18 protein-coding genes and 1 pseudogene are annotated in these 15,496 nt (G+C 64.6%); 7 read left to right on the top strand and 12 right to left on the bottom strand.

Features of this window, described 5'->3' with window-relative positions:
• The first annotated feature begins 7 nt into the window (after nt 1-7).
• Nucleotides 8-1,288, top strand: coding sequence for an NAD(P)/FAD-dependent oxidoreductase (locus tag JQ632_RS34795; protein WP_212407247.1), 1,281 nt, complete (start codon nt 8-10; stop codon nt 1,286-1,288).
• Between the two features lie 10 nt (nt 1,289-1,298).
• On the opposite strand, the gene JQ632_RS34790 is transcribed toward JQ632_RS34795, so the two are convergent.
• Together JQ632_RS34790 and JQ632_RS34785 are read right to left on the bottom strand one after the other, a co-directional pair.
• A complete protein-coding gene (locus tag JQ632_RS34790) occupies nt 1,299-1,595 on the bottom strand; it encodes a HigA family addiction module antitoxin (protein WP_212407246.1) in 297 nt (98 codons plus the stop codon).
• 40 nt (nt 1,596-1,635) lie between these two features.
• Nucleotides 1,636-1,920 carry a type II toxin-antitoxin system RelE/ParE family toxin gene (locus tag JQ632_RS34785; RefSeq protein ID WP_212407245.1) on the bottom strand — a complete coding sequence of 95 codons (285 nt, stop codon included), beginning with the start codon at nt 1,918-1,920 and terminating at the stop codon, nt 1,636-1,638.
• A 228-nt stretch (nt 1,921-2,148) separates the two neighbouring features.
• On the opposite strand from JQ632_RS34785, the gene JQ632_RS34780 reads away from it, so the two are divergent.
• Nucleotides 2,149-2,586: a VOC family protein gene (locus JQ632_RS34780; protein ID WP_212407244.1), complete on the top strand. Its 438-nt coding sequence runs from the start codon at nt 2,149-2,151 to the stop codon at nt 2,584-2,586.
• 30 nt (nt 2,587-2,616) lie between these two features.
• Here the strand turns inward: JQ632_RS34780 and JQ632_RS34775 are convergent, their stop codons facing one another.
• Both JQ632_RS34775 and JQ632_RS34770 read right to left on the bottom strand, forming a co-directional pair.
• Entirely contained in the window at nt 2,617-3,003 is a 387-nt protein-coding gene (locus JQ632_RS34775) for a hypothetical protein (protein WP_212407243.1), read from the bottom strand.
• A gap of 62 nt (nt 3,004-3,065) precedes the next feature.
• Entirely contained in the window at nt 3,066-4,535 is a 1,470-nt protein-coding gene (locus tag JQ632_RS34770) for an outer membrane protein (protein ID WP_212407242.1), read from the bottom strand.
• A 297-nt stretch (nt 4,536-4,832) separates the two neighbouring features.
• Between JQ632_RS34770 and JQ632_RS34765 the strand changes: the two genes are divergently transcribed.
• Both JQ632_RS34765 and JQ632_RS34760 read left to right on the top strand, forming a co-directional pair.
• Entirely contained in the window at nt 4,833-5,795 is a 963-nt protein-coding gene (locus JQ632_RS34765) for an AraC family transcriptional regulator (protein ID WP_212407241.1), read from the top strand.
• 96 nt (nt 5,796-5,891) lie between these two features.
• Complete coding sequence (locus JQ632_RS34760) at nt 5,892-6,329, top strand: EVE domain-containing protein (protein WP_212407240.1); 438 nt, start codon at nt 5,892-5,894, stop codon at nt 6,327-6,329.
• Nucleotides 6,330-6,435: 106 nt separating this feature from the next.
• On the opposite strand, the gene JQ632_RS34755 is transcribed toward JQ632_RS34760, so the two are convergent.
• The 3 genes from JQ632_RS34755 to JQ632_RS34745 all read right to left on the bottom strand — a co-directional run bounded on the left by JQ632_RS34755 (nt 6,436) and on the right by JQ632_RS34745 (nt 8,047).
• A complete protein-coding gene (locus tag JQ632_RS34755) occupies nt 6,436-6,768 on the bottom strand; it encodes a hypothetical protein (protein ID WP_212407239.1) in 333 nt (110 codons plus the stop codon).
• A 169-nt stretch (nt 6,769-6,937) separates the two neighbouring features.
• Nucleotides 6,938-7,285 carry a DUF3088 domain-containing protein gene (locus JQ632_RS34750; protein ID WP_212407238.1) on the bottom strand — a complete coding sequence of 116 codons (348 nt, stop codon included), beginning with the start codon at nt 7,283-7,285 and terminating at the stop codon, nt 6,938-6,940.
• A gap of 183 nt (nt 7,286-7,468) precedes the next feature.
• Nucleotides 7,469-8,047 (bottom strand): hypothetical protein, encoded by a 579-nt coding sequence (locus JQ632_RS34745; protein ID WP_212407259.1) that lies wholly within the window; start codon nt 8,045-8,047, stop codon nt 7,469-7,471.
• A gap of 256 nt (nt 8,048-8,303) precedes the next feature.
• Between JQ632_RS34745 and JQ632_RS34740 the strand changes: the two genes are divergently transcribed.
• Complete coding sequence (locus JQ632_RS34740) at nt 8,304-8,771, top strand: DUF4188 domain-containing protein (protein WP_212407237.1); 468 nt, start codon at nt 8,304-8,306, stop codon at nt 8,769-8,771.
• Between the two features lie 25 nt (nt 8,772-8,796).
• Here the strand turns inward: JQ632_RS34740 and JQ632_RS34735 are convergent, their stop codons facing one another.
• The 5 genes and pseudogenes from JQ632_RS34735 to JQ632_RS34715 all read right to left on the bottom strand — a co-directional run bounded on the left by JQ632_RS34735 (nt 8,797) and on the right by JQ632_RS34715 (nt 13,450).
• On the bottom strand, nt 8,797-9,540 hold the full coding sequence (locus tag JQ632_RS34735; RefSeq protein WP_212407236.1) for a CoA transferase: 744 nt from the start codon (nt 9,538-9,540) through the stop codon (nt 8,797-8,799).
• Between the two features lie 3 nt (nt 9,541-9,543).
• Complete coding sequence (locus JQ632_RS34730; RefSeq protein WP_212407235.1) at nt 9,544-10,362, bottom strand: CoA transferase subunit A; 819 nt, start codon at nt 10,360-10,362, stop codon at nt 9,544-9,546.
• Nucleotides 10,363-10,397: 35 nt separating this feature from the next.
• Nucleotides 10,398-11,710, bottom strand: a pseudogene (locus JQ632_RS34725) (tetratricopeptide repeat protein).
• 13 nt (nt 11,711-11,723) lie between these two features.
• Nucleotides 11,724-12,734: an aldo/keto reductase gene (locus JQ632_RS34720; RefSeq protein ID WP_212407234.1), complete on the bottom strand. Its 1,011-nt coding sequence runs from the start codon at nt 12,732-12,734 to the stop codon at nt 11,724-11,726.
• Nucleotides 12,735-13,024: 290 nt separating this feature from the next.
• On the bottom strand, nt 13,025-13,450 hold the full coding sequence (locus JQ632_RS34715) for a PaaI family thioesterase (protein WP_212407233.1): 426 nt from the start codon (nt 13,448-13,450) through the stop codon (nt 13,025-13,027).
• A gap of 70 nt (nt 13,451-13,520) precedes the next feature.
• On the opposite strand from JQ632_RS34715, the gene JQ632_RS34710 reads away from it, so the two are divergent.
• Entirely contained in the window at nt 13,521-14,144 is a 624-nt protein-coding gene (locus JQ632_RS34710; protein ID WP_212407232.1) for a CoA pyrophosphatase, read from the top strand.
• Nucleotides 14,145-14,200: 56 nt separating this feature from the next.
• Nucleotides 14,201-15,385, top strand: coding sequence for a hypothetical protein (locus JQ632_RS34705; protein WP_212407231.1), 1,185 nt, complete (start codon nt 14,201-14,203; stop codon nt 15,383-15,385).
• Nucleotides 15,386-15,496 lie beyond the last annotated feature (111 nt).

The raw sequence follows: 15,496 nt of genomic DNA, 5'->3' as shown, positions 1-15,496 counted from the left end.
CGCCAGCATGTCGCGAAAGAGTGCAAGCCACATCGTCATCGTCGGCGCCGGCGCGGCCGGTCTGATGGCGGCGCGCGAGCTCGCCAGCGCGGGCCGCAAGGTGACGATTCTGGAGGCGCGCGAGCGATGCGGCGGGCGCATCCATCCGCTTGCGACGTCCGCGTTTGGCTATGGTGCGGCAGGCGGTGCCGAGTTCGTCCATGGCGAGGCCAGGGTCACGCGCGCTCTGCTGGCCGAGGCGCAGCTTTCGTTGCAGGTGATCCAGGGGACGCAATGGAGCCTCGATGACGGAGAACTTTCGCGCGAGGCACGCCACGATTTGCATGAGGCGGCGGAGCTTCATCGCGCGCTGGCAGAGTTGACGGACGATCTGACCATCGCCGAATTCTTGCGCCGGCATTTTGCCGCGCCTCAATATGAGCGGATGCGGCAGTCGATCGCGCGGATGGTCGAAGGTTATGACGCGGCCGATCCCGAGCGCGCCTCGACGCTGGCGCTGCGCGACGAATGGTTGAGCGGCGGACTGCATGCGCAGACGCGCATCGTCGGCGGCTACGGCGCGCTCGTCACGTATCTGGTTGAGCAATGCCACGCCCACGGCGTCGCGATGCGCCTTGGCTGCATCGTCTCCGCGATCGAGGAGGCAGATGGCGGCATTGTCGTCCGCTGCAGCAGTGGCGAGGTGCATCGCGGCGATGCCGCCGTTGTCACGGTGCCCGTTCCGCTGCTGCAGGAGATCGCGCTTCCTCCGGCCGCGCGAGCGAAGGCCGCGGCTGCCGCGCATGTCGGCTTCGGGAATGTGATCAAGCTTTTGCTGCGCTTCGAGACACGCTGGTGGCTCGACCGAAACAAGGAGCTCGCCGATCTCACCTTCCTGCTGTCGGAGGCGCCGATTCCGGTGTGGTGGACGCAGTATCCGGCGGCGCATCCTGTGCTCACCGGCTGGTTCGGCGGACCGAAGACGGCGGGCCTTGCCGGCCTCGACCGCGCGGCGCTGATCGACGCCGGGCTTGCCTCGCTCGCCGCCATCTTCGGCCTGTCGCGAAGCGAGGTCGCGCAAAATCTCGTCGCGGCGGAGGCGATCAACTGGGCGCACGATCCCTTCGCCCGCGGCGCCTATACCTATGCGACGCCGCAGACGCGCGAGGCGCAGGCGATGCTTTCAAGCCACGATGGTCCTGTTCTCTTCGCCGGCGAAGCCCTCTATCGCGGCCCCGACATGGGGACGGTCGAAGCGGCGTTGTCGAGCGGACGAGAGGCGGCAAGGATGATCCTGGGCTGCTCATAGCACGGAAGCTTCACGCCGCCTCGTAGGACGCAATCTTCTTGATCTCCGGCGCGAGCAGGTCTTCGGCCGTTTCGAGATCGAAACGCGCCTGGATGTTCATCCAAAACGCAGCCCCGGTCTTGAAATACTTGCCGAGCCGCAGCGCAGTATCGGCTGTAACGGGCTTCTCCTCGCGCGCGATGCGCTCGATCCGGGTGCGCGGCACATGTAGCGCGGCCGCGACCGCGTAAGGCGTCAGCTTGAGCGGAACGAGAAATTCTTCCCGCAGGATTTCGCCGGGATGAACCGGCGGAAGTTTCTTTGCCATGTGCGAACTCCTGTTCGGCGGCCATACTCGATCGGTCTGGCTAGTGATAGTCCATTATCTCTACGTCTTCGGGGCCTGCACTGGTCCATGTGAATACGATCCGCCATTGATCGTTGATGCGGATGGAGTGTTTACCGGCCAAATCGCCCTTCAGCCTATCAAGGCGATTGCCGGGAGGGGAATTCAATGCCTCCAGAAAGTCCGCGGAATCCAGCATGATCAGCTTCCGGCGCGCCACCTTGGCGAGATTTGCCGGAAAACCCTTCGGGGACGTGCGGCCCTGGAGGATAGGCTCAGCGAACTTCCCCTTGAAGCTTCTGATCATGGGCTGTACGTATCACACCGAGATACGTTTTTCAATGACTTAGTATCTCGATGAGATACCATTGGGGACCAGGCTGTTTCGTCGCACCGCCCTGCGGGTCGAGGGCGGCATCGTTACGAACCCGTTCTGCGCCCCAGGGTGGGCTTGCGAAAATAAATGGGAGCTTCCTGTCGGATGCCAGCCCGCCCGTTCGTCCTCCGGGCAGGCCCACGCAAAACGGAGTCCGCCGTGACCTCGATTACCCCCTTCCTCTGGTTCGACAATAACGTCCCGCAGGCGGTTGCCTTCTACAAATCGGTGTTTCCCAACGCCAAGGTCGAGGTCGTCAACGACTTCATGGCGGCCTTCGAGCTGGAGGGACAAAAATTCAACGCCCTGAATGGCGGTCCGCAATACAAGTTCACCGAGGCGGTGTCGTTCTTCATCAGCGTCGAGACCCAGGAGGAGGTGGATTACTTCTGGAATCGGCTCACCGCCGACGGCGGCCAGGAATCGCGCTGCGGCTGGCTGAAGGACAAGTTCGGCCTGTCGTGGCAGGTGATCCCCAAGGCGCTTACCCGTTATCTGAGCGATCCCGACCGGACCAGGGCGGATCGCGTCATGCAGGCGATGCTGAAGATGCAGAAACTCGTCATTGCCGATCTCGACAAGGCCGATGTCGGCTGAGCCTCGCGATGGTGGCGCAGGCAGAGCATCTTATACCTTGATCCGCGCCATCGCCCAGCGCACCGCCAGTCCTATTCCCACGGCGGGCAGCACGACGACTGCGCCGCTGAGCGCGGCGATCACGAGCTCGAAGGGCCAGAGATTGTGCGAGGTCGGGTCGGCCGCGGTGTCCTTGGCGATCGAGACGATGTCGATCAGGGGCACCGCGAGCAGCATGGTCACGGCGATGAGCTTGACCCGCGCGACCTCGGCCACGACCAGAATGAGCGTCAGGAAGCCGAGGAAAGCCGCACCAGGCAGCACCGCAAAATGGCCGCGGTTGATCTCGGCATAGGGCAGGCGCCAATAGGGAATGCCCGCCGCCAGCACGACAACGGCCAAGGCAAGCAGCACCCAGAGGACGCCAAGGTTCTTCATTCCCGCATTGTGGCAGGGATGGCTTAATGGGGCGTAATTCCGTTCGTTCCCGCGTGGCGCCGTCAGTAGCGCGCGGTCACCGCTCCAGGCAGCGGATTGAGGTGATAGTTCACGCCCAGTTTGAACAGCTGCAGATCCTGCCCCACTCTGTCGAACCCACGTGCGATGTTGGATGTCGGGCCGCCGCTGAATGTCACGACGCCGGTTACAGTGTCCTGCTGTGCAATCATCTTGATGTAGTTGTACTCACCCTTGATCGACCAATTTCCACCCAGCGCGTATTCGGCGCCGGCGCCTAGGGCGAAACCGGAATGGATGGCTGTTCCGCTGGTGGCCGAGCTGATGCTGCCGGGCGCAGGCAGGAAAGTTTCGAGGGAGTTCGCCGAGTGCCTTTCGCTGGCGATTGCGACACCACCCTTGCCGTAGATGAGAAGCCGGTCGCCGACGACGAAGCCGGCCTTGGCGCTGGCGATGGCTAGCCAGTCGATCCTGCTGTTCAAGGTGGTCACCGCAGTGCCGCCAAAGAACGGATCGGGAGTCGTGAAAGTCTGGCCGCCCCGCAGGCCCGTCCACATCCATTCGCCTTCGACGCCGAAGACGAGCACACCGGATTGCACGTTGACACCGCCGTCGATGCCGCCCAGCCAGCCCTTCAGGTCGTAAACGCCGCTTCCCGGGGCGGCCGGATCAATGAAGCTCGAGCGGTCCATGCGGCCGAAGCCGTAACCGCCTTGCACACCCACAAAGGCGCCGGTCCAGTTCGTCCCGGGCGCGGCTTTGACCGGCGGATAGGCCGAGTCTACCGCTACCGGGCCGAGCCTGTAGTTCGCACCAAGCTTGACCAGGTGGACAGAGTCCTGCGCGATCGCCAGATTCGCCACACCGCCGAACCCGGCAAGACCGTTGAACGGTACAGTCCGCGAACCGAAATGGAGGTAGTCGTACTCGGCCTTGACGGACCAATGGGCGTCCAGCGCGTACTCGGCTCCGAAGCCGATCATCGGCGCTATTCGAAACTCACGGCTACTCGCATTTTGGTCGAGGAGGCCAACCCCGCTCGTGCCGAACGAATGCTTCTCCCAGACGCCGGTCAGCCCGCCTTTGGCAAAGACAAACCAGCGGTCGGCAGCAAGCCCGGCGCGCCCGGCGAACGTAGCCATTCCCTCGATTCGAGAATTGGCCGACACTGTGGTCGCGCCGCCGATAATGCCGTCGTCAACGAGTCTCTGAGAACCACCGATATTGGCCCAGGATCCCTCTAACTCGACGCCGAACACGAGGCTTGCGATCTGCTTGTTGATGCCGATCTGTCCGCCTCCCAGAAAGCCTGCGGCAGGATAATTGAGTCCGCCGGGGGTCCAGTCCGTCATGCCGCCGCCATAGCCGGCATGCACGCCGGCATAGACGCCGCTCCAGTCGACAACGGGAGGCGGGGCAAACGCGGGGGCCTTGACCGGGATATCCGCGGCGGATGCCGCATCCGTCAGTGCAAGACCGAATGCAATAAGAACAAGTCGTCCGGTGATGGTCATGGAATTCTGCAACCCAAGCCTTTGAATATTTCGAGGAGCCTAATGGGAGCAGGGTCTTACGGCTTGGAGTCTACGCCACACCGTCTTGGACGGATCACCACAAGTCTGACGATTGCCATTCACTGTGGTCGCCTTGCCACAGACGCTGGCGCGCTGGTCCGCCGCAAAGGTCGTCTCAGGCGGCGTTGAGGCGCCCCGGCGATCCGTATTGGACCCGATGGTCGGGAGCCTTGAACGCAGTGCGATTTCCGGCGACAAAATGGACGCCGGGCAATTCATCCTTGAATGGAGCAGTCGTTGGCGACTGGTGACGAATTGATTGCGTTGGAGCTTTCCAGCTCGGCATTTGCCAAGCGCGAGAGGACGGAAGCCTTTCACCAGATCTACGGCCGGGAAATCCTCAAGCTGGATATCGAGCCGCTGCCCGACACGACGCTGCAGATCGACATGAGCCTGCGCGCCTTGCCTGGAATGTCGGTGGCGGTGGCGACGACATCTCCGATCTTCTGCGATCATACCGCGTCGATGATCGATGGCGACGACCCGATATTCGTGCTCAATCTCGATGGTGCGGCGACGCATCGGCAGAACGGCCATGAGACGCTTCTCCGTCCGGGCGATGCGCTCCTCACCACGAACGGATTGCCGGGGACGGCGACCACCCATACGACGCGGCGCGTGATCAACTGGCGGATCAGCCGCACGCTGATTGCGCCGCTGGTCAGGAATTTCGATGACGCGGTGGGACGGCCGCTCGACAAATCCAATCCAGCGTTGTCGTTCTTTCTGGATTATCTCGGCATCGTCAATGAGAGGCAGACGCTCGCCAGTCCCGGGATGCGGCGGGCTGTCGTCACGCACATGCTCGATCTCGCGGCCCTGTTGCTCGGTGCGACCGAAGATGCTGCCGAGGCAGCCAACCGGCGAGGCGTTGCAGCCGCCCGGATGCGGGCCATCAAGGCCCACATTCACGCCCAGGCAGACAATCCGGGTTTCAGCCTGGCATCGGTCGTCGCCAAACAGAAAATCTCCAAATCCTATGTCCAAAAACTGTTCGAGATCGAAGGAACGAGCTTTACGGATTTCGTGCAAAACCATCGGCTCTCGCTTGCCTACAAGATGCTAACGGATCCGAGCTTCGCAAGCCACTCGATCAGCGAGATCGCACATCGATCCGGCTTCAACGACATCTCCTACTTCAACCGAACCTTTCGTCGGGCCTTTGGCGCGTCTCCGTCGGATGTTCGCGTTCGCAAGTGAGCGGGGGACTGCGGCGCTCGACTGCTGACAGGATCTGGCAGCAGGCCCTGCTAGACCTCCGGCGTCCGCCCCGTCGGGCGCAAGCGGAGGATTTCAATGCAAAAGAGCTGGATCGCCGTCGCCTCGGCTGAGCATGTCCGGATCGGACGTAGCAACGGCTTCATGCAGGTCTGCCACGGCAAGGGCGGGCCGCTGCGCCGGATCTCGCCGGGCGATCACGTCGCCTATTACTCGCCGGTGGAAACGTTTGGCGGCAAGGATCGCCTCCAGGCCATCACCGCAATCGGCGTCGTCAAGCCCGGGGCGCCGTACCAGGCCGACATGGGTGGAGGGTTCCGGCCATTCCGCCGCGACGTCGCCTGGAGCGATGCTGCCGAGGTGCCGATCCGGCCGCTGCTCGGCAGTCTTGCCTTCACGCGCGACAACCCGAACTGGGGCTATCAGCTTCGCCTCGGCCTGTTCGAGATCGAGGCCCAGGACATGGAGTTGATCCGCCATGTGGCGATGGCGCAACGGCCGCTGCTGCTGATTTGATTGAATTCTTTTTTGACGCGTTTTCTTGACGCGAACCGGTATCCACTTCGCTTGAAAACGCTTGAGCAGCGCAAGAAAAAAGCCCGCATCGCTGCGGGCTTTTCGATTACCAGCGATAGCCGCCGGAGCCGAAGCTGAAGCTCACGCCGGGACCGCCGCCGTAGTAGCCGTACGGCCCGCCGCCGTAATAACCGTAGGAGCGCGGGTAGTAGCCATAGGAGCGCGGATAGTAGCCGTAGCTGCGATAGTGCGGACGATAATAGCCGTGATGCCGCCAATGGTGATGGCGGTGGCGCGCGCTGATGTCGGTCGATCGGTTGGCCTGCGATTGGTTGGCTTGCACGCCTGGCTTGGCCTTGACGTTGCTTGCGGCGTTCGCCGCAGATCCACCGGCAAACACCGCTGCACCGACGGTCATCGCGACAACGAGATTCTTCATTTCGTCACTCCAGTTGAATGTGAGGCGACAACGACCGTGCGCCGCACGCGTTCCGGCGATGCAGATTAAGAAATCGACAGATGACTGAATGTTCGCGGAAAATCGCGGTGCTGCGACGATGCGCCGCTTCGTTCGTGCGCAATGTCAGCGTCGTATTGACGCGGAGCGTTCACGGATGGGGAACAGGAAATCCATGCCGTTCCGCGAGCGCGGCCAAAATGCCGTCCTTGTCCGCGATGACGGCGCGTCCCCGATGACTGCCGGTCTGGTGCATCGATGTTGCACCGTCCGCCAGCACCAGCAGCGGCAGGGACTGGTTCTCCTCGCCGACAACATCGATGACGGGCTGCCGCGGTCGCGGCCAGGCAACGCGCACGACGTCGATCGATCCGGCGAGTGCAGGGAACGAAGCAAGCACGCCCTCGATCAGCGCGCAGTGCCAGCAATAGAAGCGCTGGCCGGGATAGGCAGGATCTGCGAAATCAGGGCTGAGCAGGAAGAGGCGATCGCGGGTCATGAGAACTCCAAATCTCTCACCGTCACCCTGAGGTGCCGGAGCGTAGCGGAGGCCTCGAAGGGCGACGGCCCGGCTACATACGGGCCGTTCATCCTTCGAGGCTCCCCGCGCAATGCTACGCATCGCACGGCTCGCACCTCAGGATGACGGATCAACGGCGTTTCGGTCGAGGCACGTGCTGCCTTACTTGAACGGATCCTGGATCGACGGTGCGGATTGGCGCACGCGGCGTACGCTCGCGGGCCTGCCGTCGGAGACGAACAGCAGCTCGTATTTGCGTCCCTCGTTGTCGGTCGCCGAGCAGGTGATGTCCGAGACCTTCCTGGCGGCGAAATTGCCGGTCTGGCGGCAGACGCCCTTCGAGGCCTGCTCCGCCGGCACCGGCAGGCCGTCCACCTTGGGCCGGTCCTTGGAGTTGAGCAGCATGCGGTCGATCGGCAGCTCGTAGGAATTGTCGTCGGCGCGCTTGCCGTTCTCGCCGGAGAAGGAAACGACGTGGTTCTCGTCGGAGGGATCGTCGACGGCGACGGCGAAGTTGACGCGGCCCTTGTCGCCGTGGGCGTAGGCAACCACCTTGCAGGCGAAATCGCGCCCGGCGATCTTCAGCGTCGTGCACTTGCCCGACATCAGCGCGAGCAGGTCGATGATGGCGTTCTGCTGCGCCGGCGGATTCTTGGCGGAGGTGGAGTCGCCCGGGCCGGCCCAGGCGGGGCCCGCAAGCACGATCAGGGTTGCGGCCAGGATCGGTCGGCAAAGGCGCATCATGGGGCCAGATCGGCGATATCTGGAGGCGGAAAAGCTCCGTGCATCAACCATCCAACTTGCAAATGGTTGCGATCCCGTTTGTCGTGCGAAGCCCATTGCCTAAAATACCACCGCGTCCACCGCTCCGGCGATTCGCCAGATCGCCACATCCTGTCCCGCTGCGCACTTGTGGCGAGGGGCGTGTTTTTTTCGTGGCAGGGCTTGTCGCTGCGGGCACGGTCCGGCAGTCTTTTCCGGCCATTGAGGGCGTCCCATGACCGAAATCATCCCCAGCCGCGTGACCGGTCGGATCGAGGGCGACTTCGTGGTCTTCCTCATTGGCATGCGCATCAACAAGCCTTGGGCAGTCCACAAGTGGCTGCCGGTGGCCCGCGCCATGCCGAAAATGCTGAAGGAGCTCGAAGCAGCACCGCCGGAGGTTGGCTTTCTCGGCCACACCGGGCTCAGCAAGATCATCGTGCAATATTGGCGCAGCTTCGATCATCTGGAACGTTACGCCAGGAATCGCGACGCGTTGCACTGGCCGGCCTGGGTCGATTTCAACAGGCGCATGAAGGAGACGCGCGGCGACGTCGGCATCTGGCACGAAACCTATCGGGTCCGGGCCGGCGATTACGAGGCGATCTATAGCGGCATGCCGGCGTTTGGTCTGGGCAAAGCCGGTGTCTCCGCCGCCGTCCCCGACACGAGTGCTGCGCGGCAGCGGCTGGGCGGCTCCTAGAGGCGACCTCGCGCGCACTTCGAATCTAGGCGGCCTGCTTCATGGCGCGGGCAAAAGCCGGATAGGTCTCGGCCAACTCGTCCAAAATTTGTCCGCGCAGCAGCGCCAGCGTTGCGGCATCCGGGCGCGGCGTCTCCCGCACGACCTCCGGCTCCGCATAGGCGAAGCCGGTGTTCTCCCGGATGTCGGCCGGGGTGTACGCTGGATGGACGGAGCGCAGCGAGAAGCCGCCCGCCTCGCGGTCGAAATCGAACAGCGCCATGTTGGTCAGGAGCGCATAGGGGCCGCCGCGACGGGCCACCTCCGGCGTGATCGCCCTGGCGCTGACGAAATCGACTTTTGGCACGAACACGCGCGGCGAATGCTCCTCGCGAAACAGGATCACGCGCGGGATCAGGTGATAGAGGTAGGCCGAGCCGAACGAGCCGGGCCATCGCACGTCGGTGCGTGGATAGTCGCCGGTGCCGACGAGGTTGATGTTGCCGTGGCCGTCGATCTGACCGCCGCCGAGGAAGAAGGCGTCGACGCGGCCTTGCGCTGCGCAGTCGAATAGCTCGATCCCGCCATTGGTGAAGAAGTTGTGCGCTTGCGATCCGAGAATGGAGATTCGCACCGGCGGCTTGCCGTCGCGCTTCTGGCGTGCGCGCAGCAGCATGGCGCCGGCGGCGGGGATCGGCGAGGAGGCGCCGACTGCGACATGCCTGACGCCGTCGAGGAGATCGGCAATGGTCGTGATGAGGATTTCGCGGCGCTCGCGGTCGGATGACATGCCTCACGCCACCTGCTTGCGGCGGGAGAGGAAGGTCGAGAGATAAGCGCGAAAACCGTCATCGCTACGTGCCATCGCGGTGTAGCGCGCGATCTCGGTTTCGTCGGCGGGATACTCGTCCCATAAAGCGAGCGGCCAGGCACCGCGTTCGGCGACAGCGATCGCATCGACATAGAGCGAAGGCAGCACGCCGGCGGCGGAGTCTTCCGTTGCCAGCAGATTGCGGTCGACGATGCGCTCGACGGTGACCAGCGTTCGCTTTGCCGCATAGGCCATGGTGGCGAGCTCGCGGAAGCGGCCGATCCGGATGTTGCCGTCGCGATCGGCCTCCGGCGCATGGAACAGCGCGACATCGGGCTTGATCGCCGGCACGACCACGACCTTGCCACTGTTGCCGACCGGGCTGTCGATCACCTTCCAGTCGGGGCGCACCTCGAGCAGGTCGCTGCCGATGATGCCGGCGATCGGCATGAAGGGCACGCCGTGCTGCGCGGCCAGGAGGCCGGCGTGAATCGCCGGGCAGGTGGCATCGCGCAAGCGGAACGAGCCTGCCTTCACCGCGGCGCCGAAGCGCGGCGCGCCGCCGGCTTCGCCGAGCGAGATCGCGCTGGTCTCGAGCGTTGCCACCGCGCCCGCGCCGATCAGGAGATCGGCCTGTAGGCCGCTGATGGGGACACAGACCAGGTGAAGATTGTCGATGCCGGCCTCGATCATGGCCGCGGTCGCCGCCATCGCGACGCCGGAGCGATCGACCGGCACGGCCAGCGACTGCCCCGGTGCGATGCGGGAAACGAGCGCCTCCAGCGCGACGACTTCGGTCATGGATGTCCCCCCGGCTTTGTTTGGTCCATCCTGCCTCAGGCCGATGCCGCCTGCCAGCGCGCATCGCGCAGGGAGGGTCGGCGGTGGAGGCGGGTGTCGAGCAGCGCGCGGGCGCGTGCCAGCTCGCCGCTGCGCATCAGCGCAACGATAAACGTGTCCTCGATCAGCTCGCGCTGGGCATGGCTGCCGCCGATGCGCACGACCTCGGTGAGGGCGGGTTCGAGCGCGCGCACGCAAGCCGCAAAATCCTCGTCGGCAAAGTCCCGCATCGCCCGGCAGATCGCCGGCACCACGGGACCGGCCGGCAGCTTGCCTTCGGCCACACGCTGCTCGATCACGGCGAGCCGCGCGGCCAGCGCCTCCTGATTTTGCGTCGCGGCCGCGAACAGTGCCATGTGGACGTCGGCAAAGGGCAGGCCCGCCTTCGGAAACAGTTTTTGCGCGGCAGCGTCGGCCTTGGTCCACAGCTCGTTCGGCACGGCATGGCCGTACGCTCCGAGTCGCCACAACAGCGAGGCGCCGTCGGTGATGGCGTTGAGTGGCGGCGCTTGCGTCGCCGCCGGCTGAAGCACGTCGGCATAGATCGCGAGTGCACGCGCGGCATCGCCATGCTCGAGCGCGCCGAGCGCCTGATGCCAGCGGATGTGGCCGTGCAAATGCCGGCACGGTCGTAAGAAGGGATCCATTCGTCGATGAGGCGGTCGGCGGCGTCGATCGAGCCGTCCTCGAACATCGCGTGCAGCACGGCGTGCGCGGCATGCGCGTTCTCGCGCCGCAGGCCAAACCCGCGCTCGGTGATGGCGCGGCCGCGCGCGACATTGCCGTTCTCGGTCAGCGACCAGCCGTGGAAGGTGAGGAACCACCAGTCCTCGCCGTAATGATGCGCGACGCGCTCGCAAAAATCCTGCCGCGCCCGGTCGTGATCGGCCATGCCGGAAAACGCAAACAGGCCGAACGCGCCGAGCGGCATCGCCATGACCAGTGCATCGCGCGGCCATGTCTCGATGTGGCTCAGCGCGGCGGCGAGCGCCTCGGGCAACCGGCCCTCGACGGCGAGCGCCAGCGCCTCGACATGCGACCGCTCGCGCTCGTTGCCGCGCCTGCCGGCGAGTTCGCGCGCCGTCGTGGTTTTCTTCCGTGCGAGATCGCCCTGCTGGTAGAACGAATGCAGCCGCGCGCGGGCGATGTGCGGCAACGCAAAATCGGGATCGGCGCCGATCGCGCGCTCCAGCGTCTCAGCCGCGCCGGTCCAGCCGGCGAGCATCAGGTCGACGCCCTTGCGATAGGCCGACGCTGCCTCGGCCGACGATGTCGAAATCAAAAATCCGTGGCGGTCCTCGTGCGCCATCGTCGCCTCCTCATCACGCCGTCCGCGCGCGGCGGCCTTCGATCGGATAGGCCGGATCGTTGTAGCCCGGCGTCGATGGATGGCCCGGTGTCACCAGGCGGTCGATCAGCGCTTCGTCCTCGGCGGTGAAGCGATAGTCGAGCGCGCTGATGTAATCGTCCCATTGCGCTTCGGTGCGCGGGCCGGCGATGATCGATGTGACGAAAGACGAATTCAGCACCCAGGAGACTGCGAATTGTCCGGCGGTGATGCCGCGCTTCTCCGCGTGAGCCTTGATCTCCTGCGCAAGCGCCAGCGATTCCGGGCGCCACTCCGTCTGCATCATGCGCGTGTCGTTGCGCCCCGCGCGCGTCTCCTTGTCCGGCGGCGCATCCGGGCGGTACTTTCCGGTGAGCACGCCACGCGCCAGCGGGCTGTAGGGCACGATGCCGAGCCCGTAATAGCCGCAGGCCGGAAAGTGCTCGACCTCGGGCATGCGGTTCATGGCGTTGTAATAGGGCTGGCTCACCACGGGCCGGTCGATGCCAAGGCGATCGCAGATGTTGCAGATCTCTGCGACGCGCCAGGCGCGGTAGTTCGAAACGCCGAAATAGCGCACCTTGCCGGCGCGGATCAGGTCGCCCATCGCGCGCACCGTCTCCTCCAGCGGCGTCGCGTGGTCCTCCTTGTGCAGATAGTAGATGTCGATGGCGTCGGTCCCGAGCCGCTTGAGGCTTTCATCCGCCGCCTGCAACACCCAGCGCCGCGACAGCCCGCCGCGATTGGGATCGTCTCCCATGGGGTTGGCGAGTTTTGTCGCGAGCACCCAGGCCTGGCGGTTGTCGGCGATGGCGCGGCCGACGACTTCCTCGGAGGCACCCTTCGAATATGCATCCGCCGTGTCGATGAAATTGACCCCGGCCTCGCGCGCTTTCGCAATGATCCGCGCGGACGTCGCCTCATCGGTCGGTCCGCCGAACATCATGGTGCCAAGGCAGATCTGCGACACTCTTAGGCCACTGCGGCCGAGCTGGCGGTATTGCATGGGCGGGTCCTCAATTGTTGTTGTGGCGGAGCATAGCCGCCCAGTTCCGTCATTGCGAGCGCAGCGAAGCAATCCAGCAATGCTTCCCGCGGAATGACTCTGGATTGCTTCGCTGCGCTCGCAATGACGGGGTGGGCAAACTGCTTGCGACACGCTCAACTGTCATCGTCCTACTTGATCGGGCGATCCAGTACTCCGAGACAGCTGTGGGTCAATGGAGAGGCCGCGACGTACTGGATTGCCCGCTTTCGCGGGCAATGACAGCGGTGGGCGTGGATGACAGCCTGAACCTACTCCGGCCCCTTCAAGATCTTGAACACGCCGTTGGCCATCACGACGCAACGGTCGTCGACGGTGACTTCGGTGCTCATGAAAATCAGGCTGCGCGTCGAGCGTACCACGCGGGGGCGGGAGATCAGGATGTCGCCGATCTTGCCGGCCTCGACGAAATGCGTGTCGAGCTGCACCGTCGCCATGTAGTCCTTGCCGGAGACGTAGCGGGCGGTCATGCCGCAGGTCCGATCTGCGAACGTCATCATGACGCCGCCCTGCACCATGCCGCGGCGGTTGTGATGCTTGTCCTGCGTCGCCAGCGCGAATTCGTGGTGGCCGTCGACCTTGCGCTCCCAGAGCGGGCCGATCAGATGCATGAAGCCGCTGGTGTCGACGATGGTCCAGCCGTCGTGCTTCAGTTTCGCGGCGGCCTTGTCGATCATGTCCGGGTCCGTCTGTCAGCGCACATTTCGGCTCATTTCATCAAGCGCCGAGCTGGTGTAGTCAAGCAGGATGAGACCGTTCGACGATGCCACCAGACGGAATATCGCCAACGCTTGCGCGACCTTTACGCGCGCGCCGGATGCCGCGCGGCCGCAGGCGCTGAAGCGTGCGGCCGTCGCGGTCGCGCTCACGGCGTCAGGGGAGGGCGACACCGCGTTCCTGCTGACGCTACGTGCGTCAAGCCTGCGCGCGCATCGTGGCCAATGGGCGCTGCCCGGCGGGCGCTGCGACGAGGGCGAGACGCCGGTCGAGGCGGCGCTGCGCGAGCTCGACGAGGAGCTCGGCGTGAAGCTTGCCGGGGATGCGGTGCTCGGCACGCTCGACGATTATCCGACCCGCTCCGGCTATCTGATCACGCCGGTCGTGGTCTGGGCCGAAGCTAGCACGGCGATCGTGCCGAATCCGCAGGAGGTCGCCTCCGTTCACCGCATCGGCCTGGACACGATCGAGCGCGAGGATGCCTTCGACTTCATCGCGATCCCCGAAAGCGCGCGGCGAATGATCCGCTTCCATCTCGGGGGCAGCCTGATCCACGCCCCGACCGCGGCCCTGATCTACCAGTTCCGCGAGGTGCTGGCCGGGCGCGCGACCCGCGTCAGCGAGCTGGAACAGCCGGTCTTTGCCTGGAAGTGACGATGGTAAACGGCACGTTAACGTGACGGTTACCGGATGCTTGCTACAAGGGCGGCATGCATCCTTCGATTCGACATGGCCTGAGGCTGGTTCCACTTGCGCTCGTTTTGCTCGGGCCCCCGCACGCCGTCAGCAATGCCAAGGCCCAGCTGCTGTCACAGTTTTTTGCGCAGAGCGGCGCGTCGCCGGCCGTGCTCGAATATCGCCGCAAGCTGAAGGAGTATCAGGAGGCGCGCGCGGCCTTCGACGAGGAGGCCGGCGCCTATTGGAGCCAGATCTCGGAGAAGCGGAAAACCCGCAACGCCAAGCGGCGTGCCGGCCAGCAGGTCACGCTCGACGATTACGTGCTGACACATCCGCCGCTCTACAACGGTCCGAAGCGGCCGGTGAACCCCGAGCCGGAGGAAGAGCCGGAGCGCCCGGTTCGGAAGCCGATCCCCGTGGTGTCCGATTTGCTGCGCGCGGCGCAGGAGCTCTACCAGTTCACGCCGCAGCGCCCGAGCACCGAGGTCGAGTTCAAACGCGCCTATGCGCGCTACGCGCTCGCTTCAGGGCTGACGCGCGAACAGGCCGTGCGGGTCTATTCGTTCGAGACCGGCGGCACCGGCACGTTCGACGTGCAGGCGGGAATCGAGCATGGCGGCCGGCGCGCGATCTCGACCGCGATGGGCTACAACCAGTTGCTGACGACCAACAGCGTCGAGCTCTTGGCCGAACAGGGTCACGAATTCATCCGTGCGCTGTCCGAGAAGGTGGCGAAGACCTCGGGTCCGGCGCGTCAGTCGCTCGAGCACAAGCTCGGTGTGCTGAAGAAAATGGTCGCGCATGCGAAGTCGGTGCCCGACACCTGGTCGGAGCACGAGAAAATCGGCAACACCGCGCAGGGCTGGGCCATGCACGCCATGGTGCTCGACATCGATGTCGGGCCGATGCTGCAAACCCACAAGCTGCTCACGTCGGTGCTGTTCGCCCGTGCCAAGGGCTACACGCGGCCGCTTTCGGCGGCCGAGCTCGAGATGATGAACCTCACCGGCGACGGCACCGGGCTCGACATGGTGACGATGCCGCAGGCGATGCGCGAGCAGGTGCCGACCTCGAACTTCTTCCAGCGCGGCGGCTACGAGCGCAACCCGGTCGCGATCCGCCACAACACGGTGGCAAAGCTGCTCGCGGTGACGGATGAGCGGATGGACTCTAACAGCAGCAAAGCCGGCGCGAAGGAGCTTGCGGGGTCGTTTTGAGCCGCTGGCGCTTGCTTCACCTCGCCCCGCTTGCGGTAGGGCTATCGCATATGAGCCAGGACCGAGAGAAGGAAGTCGTTGTTCCATCTGGCCTGGAGCATTTTGTGGCTG

It is taken from the genome of Bradyrhizobium liaoningense, from assembly GCF_018130955.1.
GTDB lineage: Bacteria > Pseudomonadota > Alphaproteobacteria > Rhizobiales > Xanthobacteraceae > Bradyrhizobium > Bradyrhizobium liaoningense_C.
This window is presented reverse-complemented; position numbering and strand designations above follow the sequence as displayed.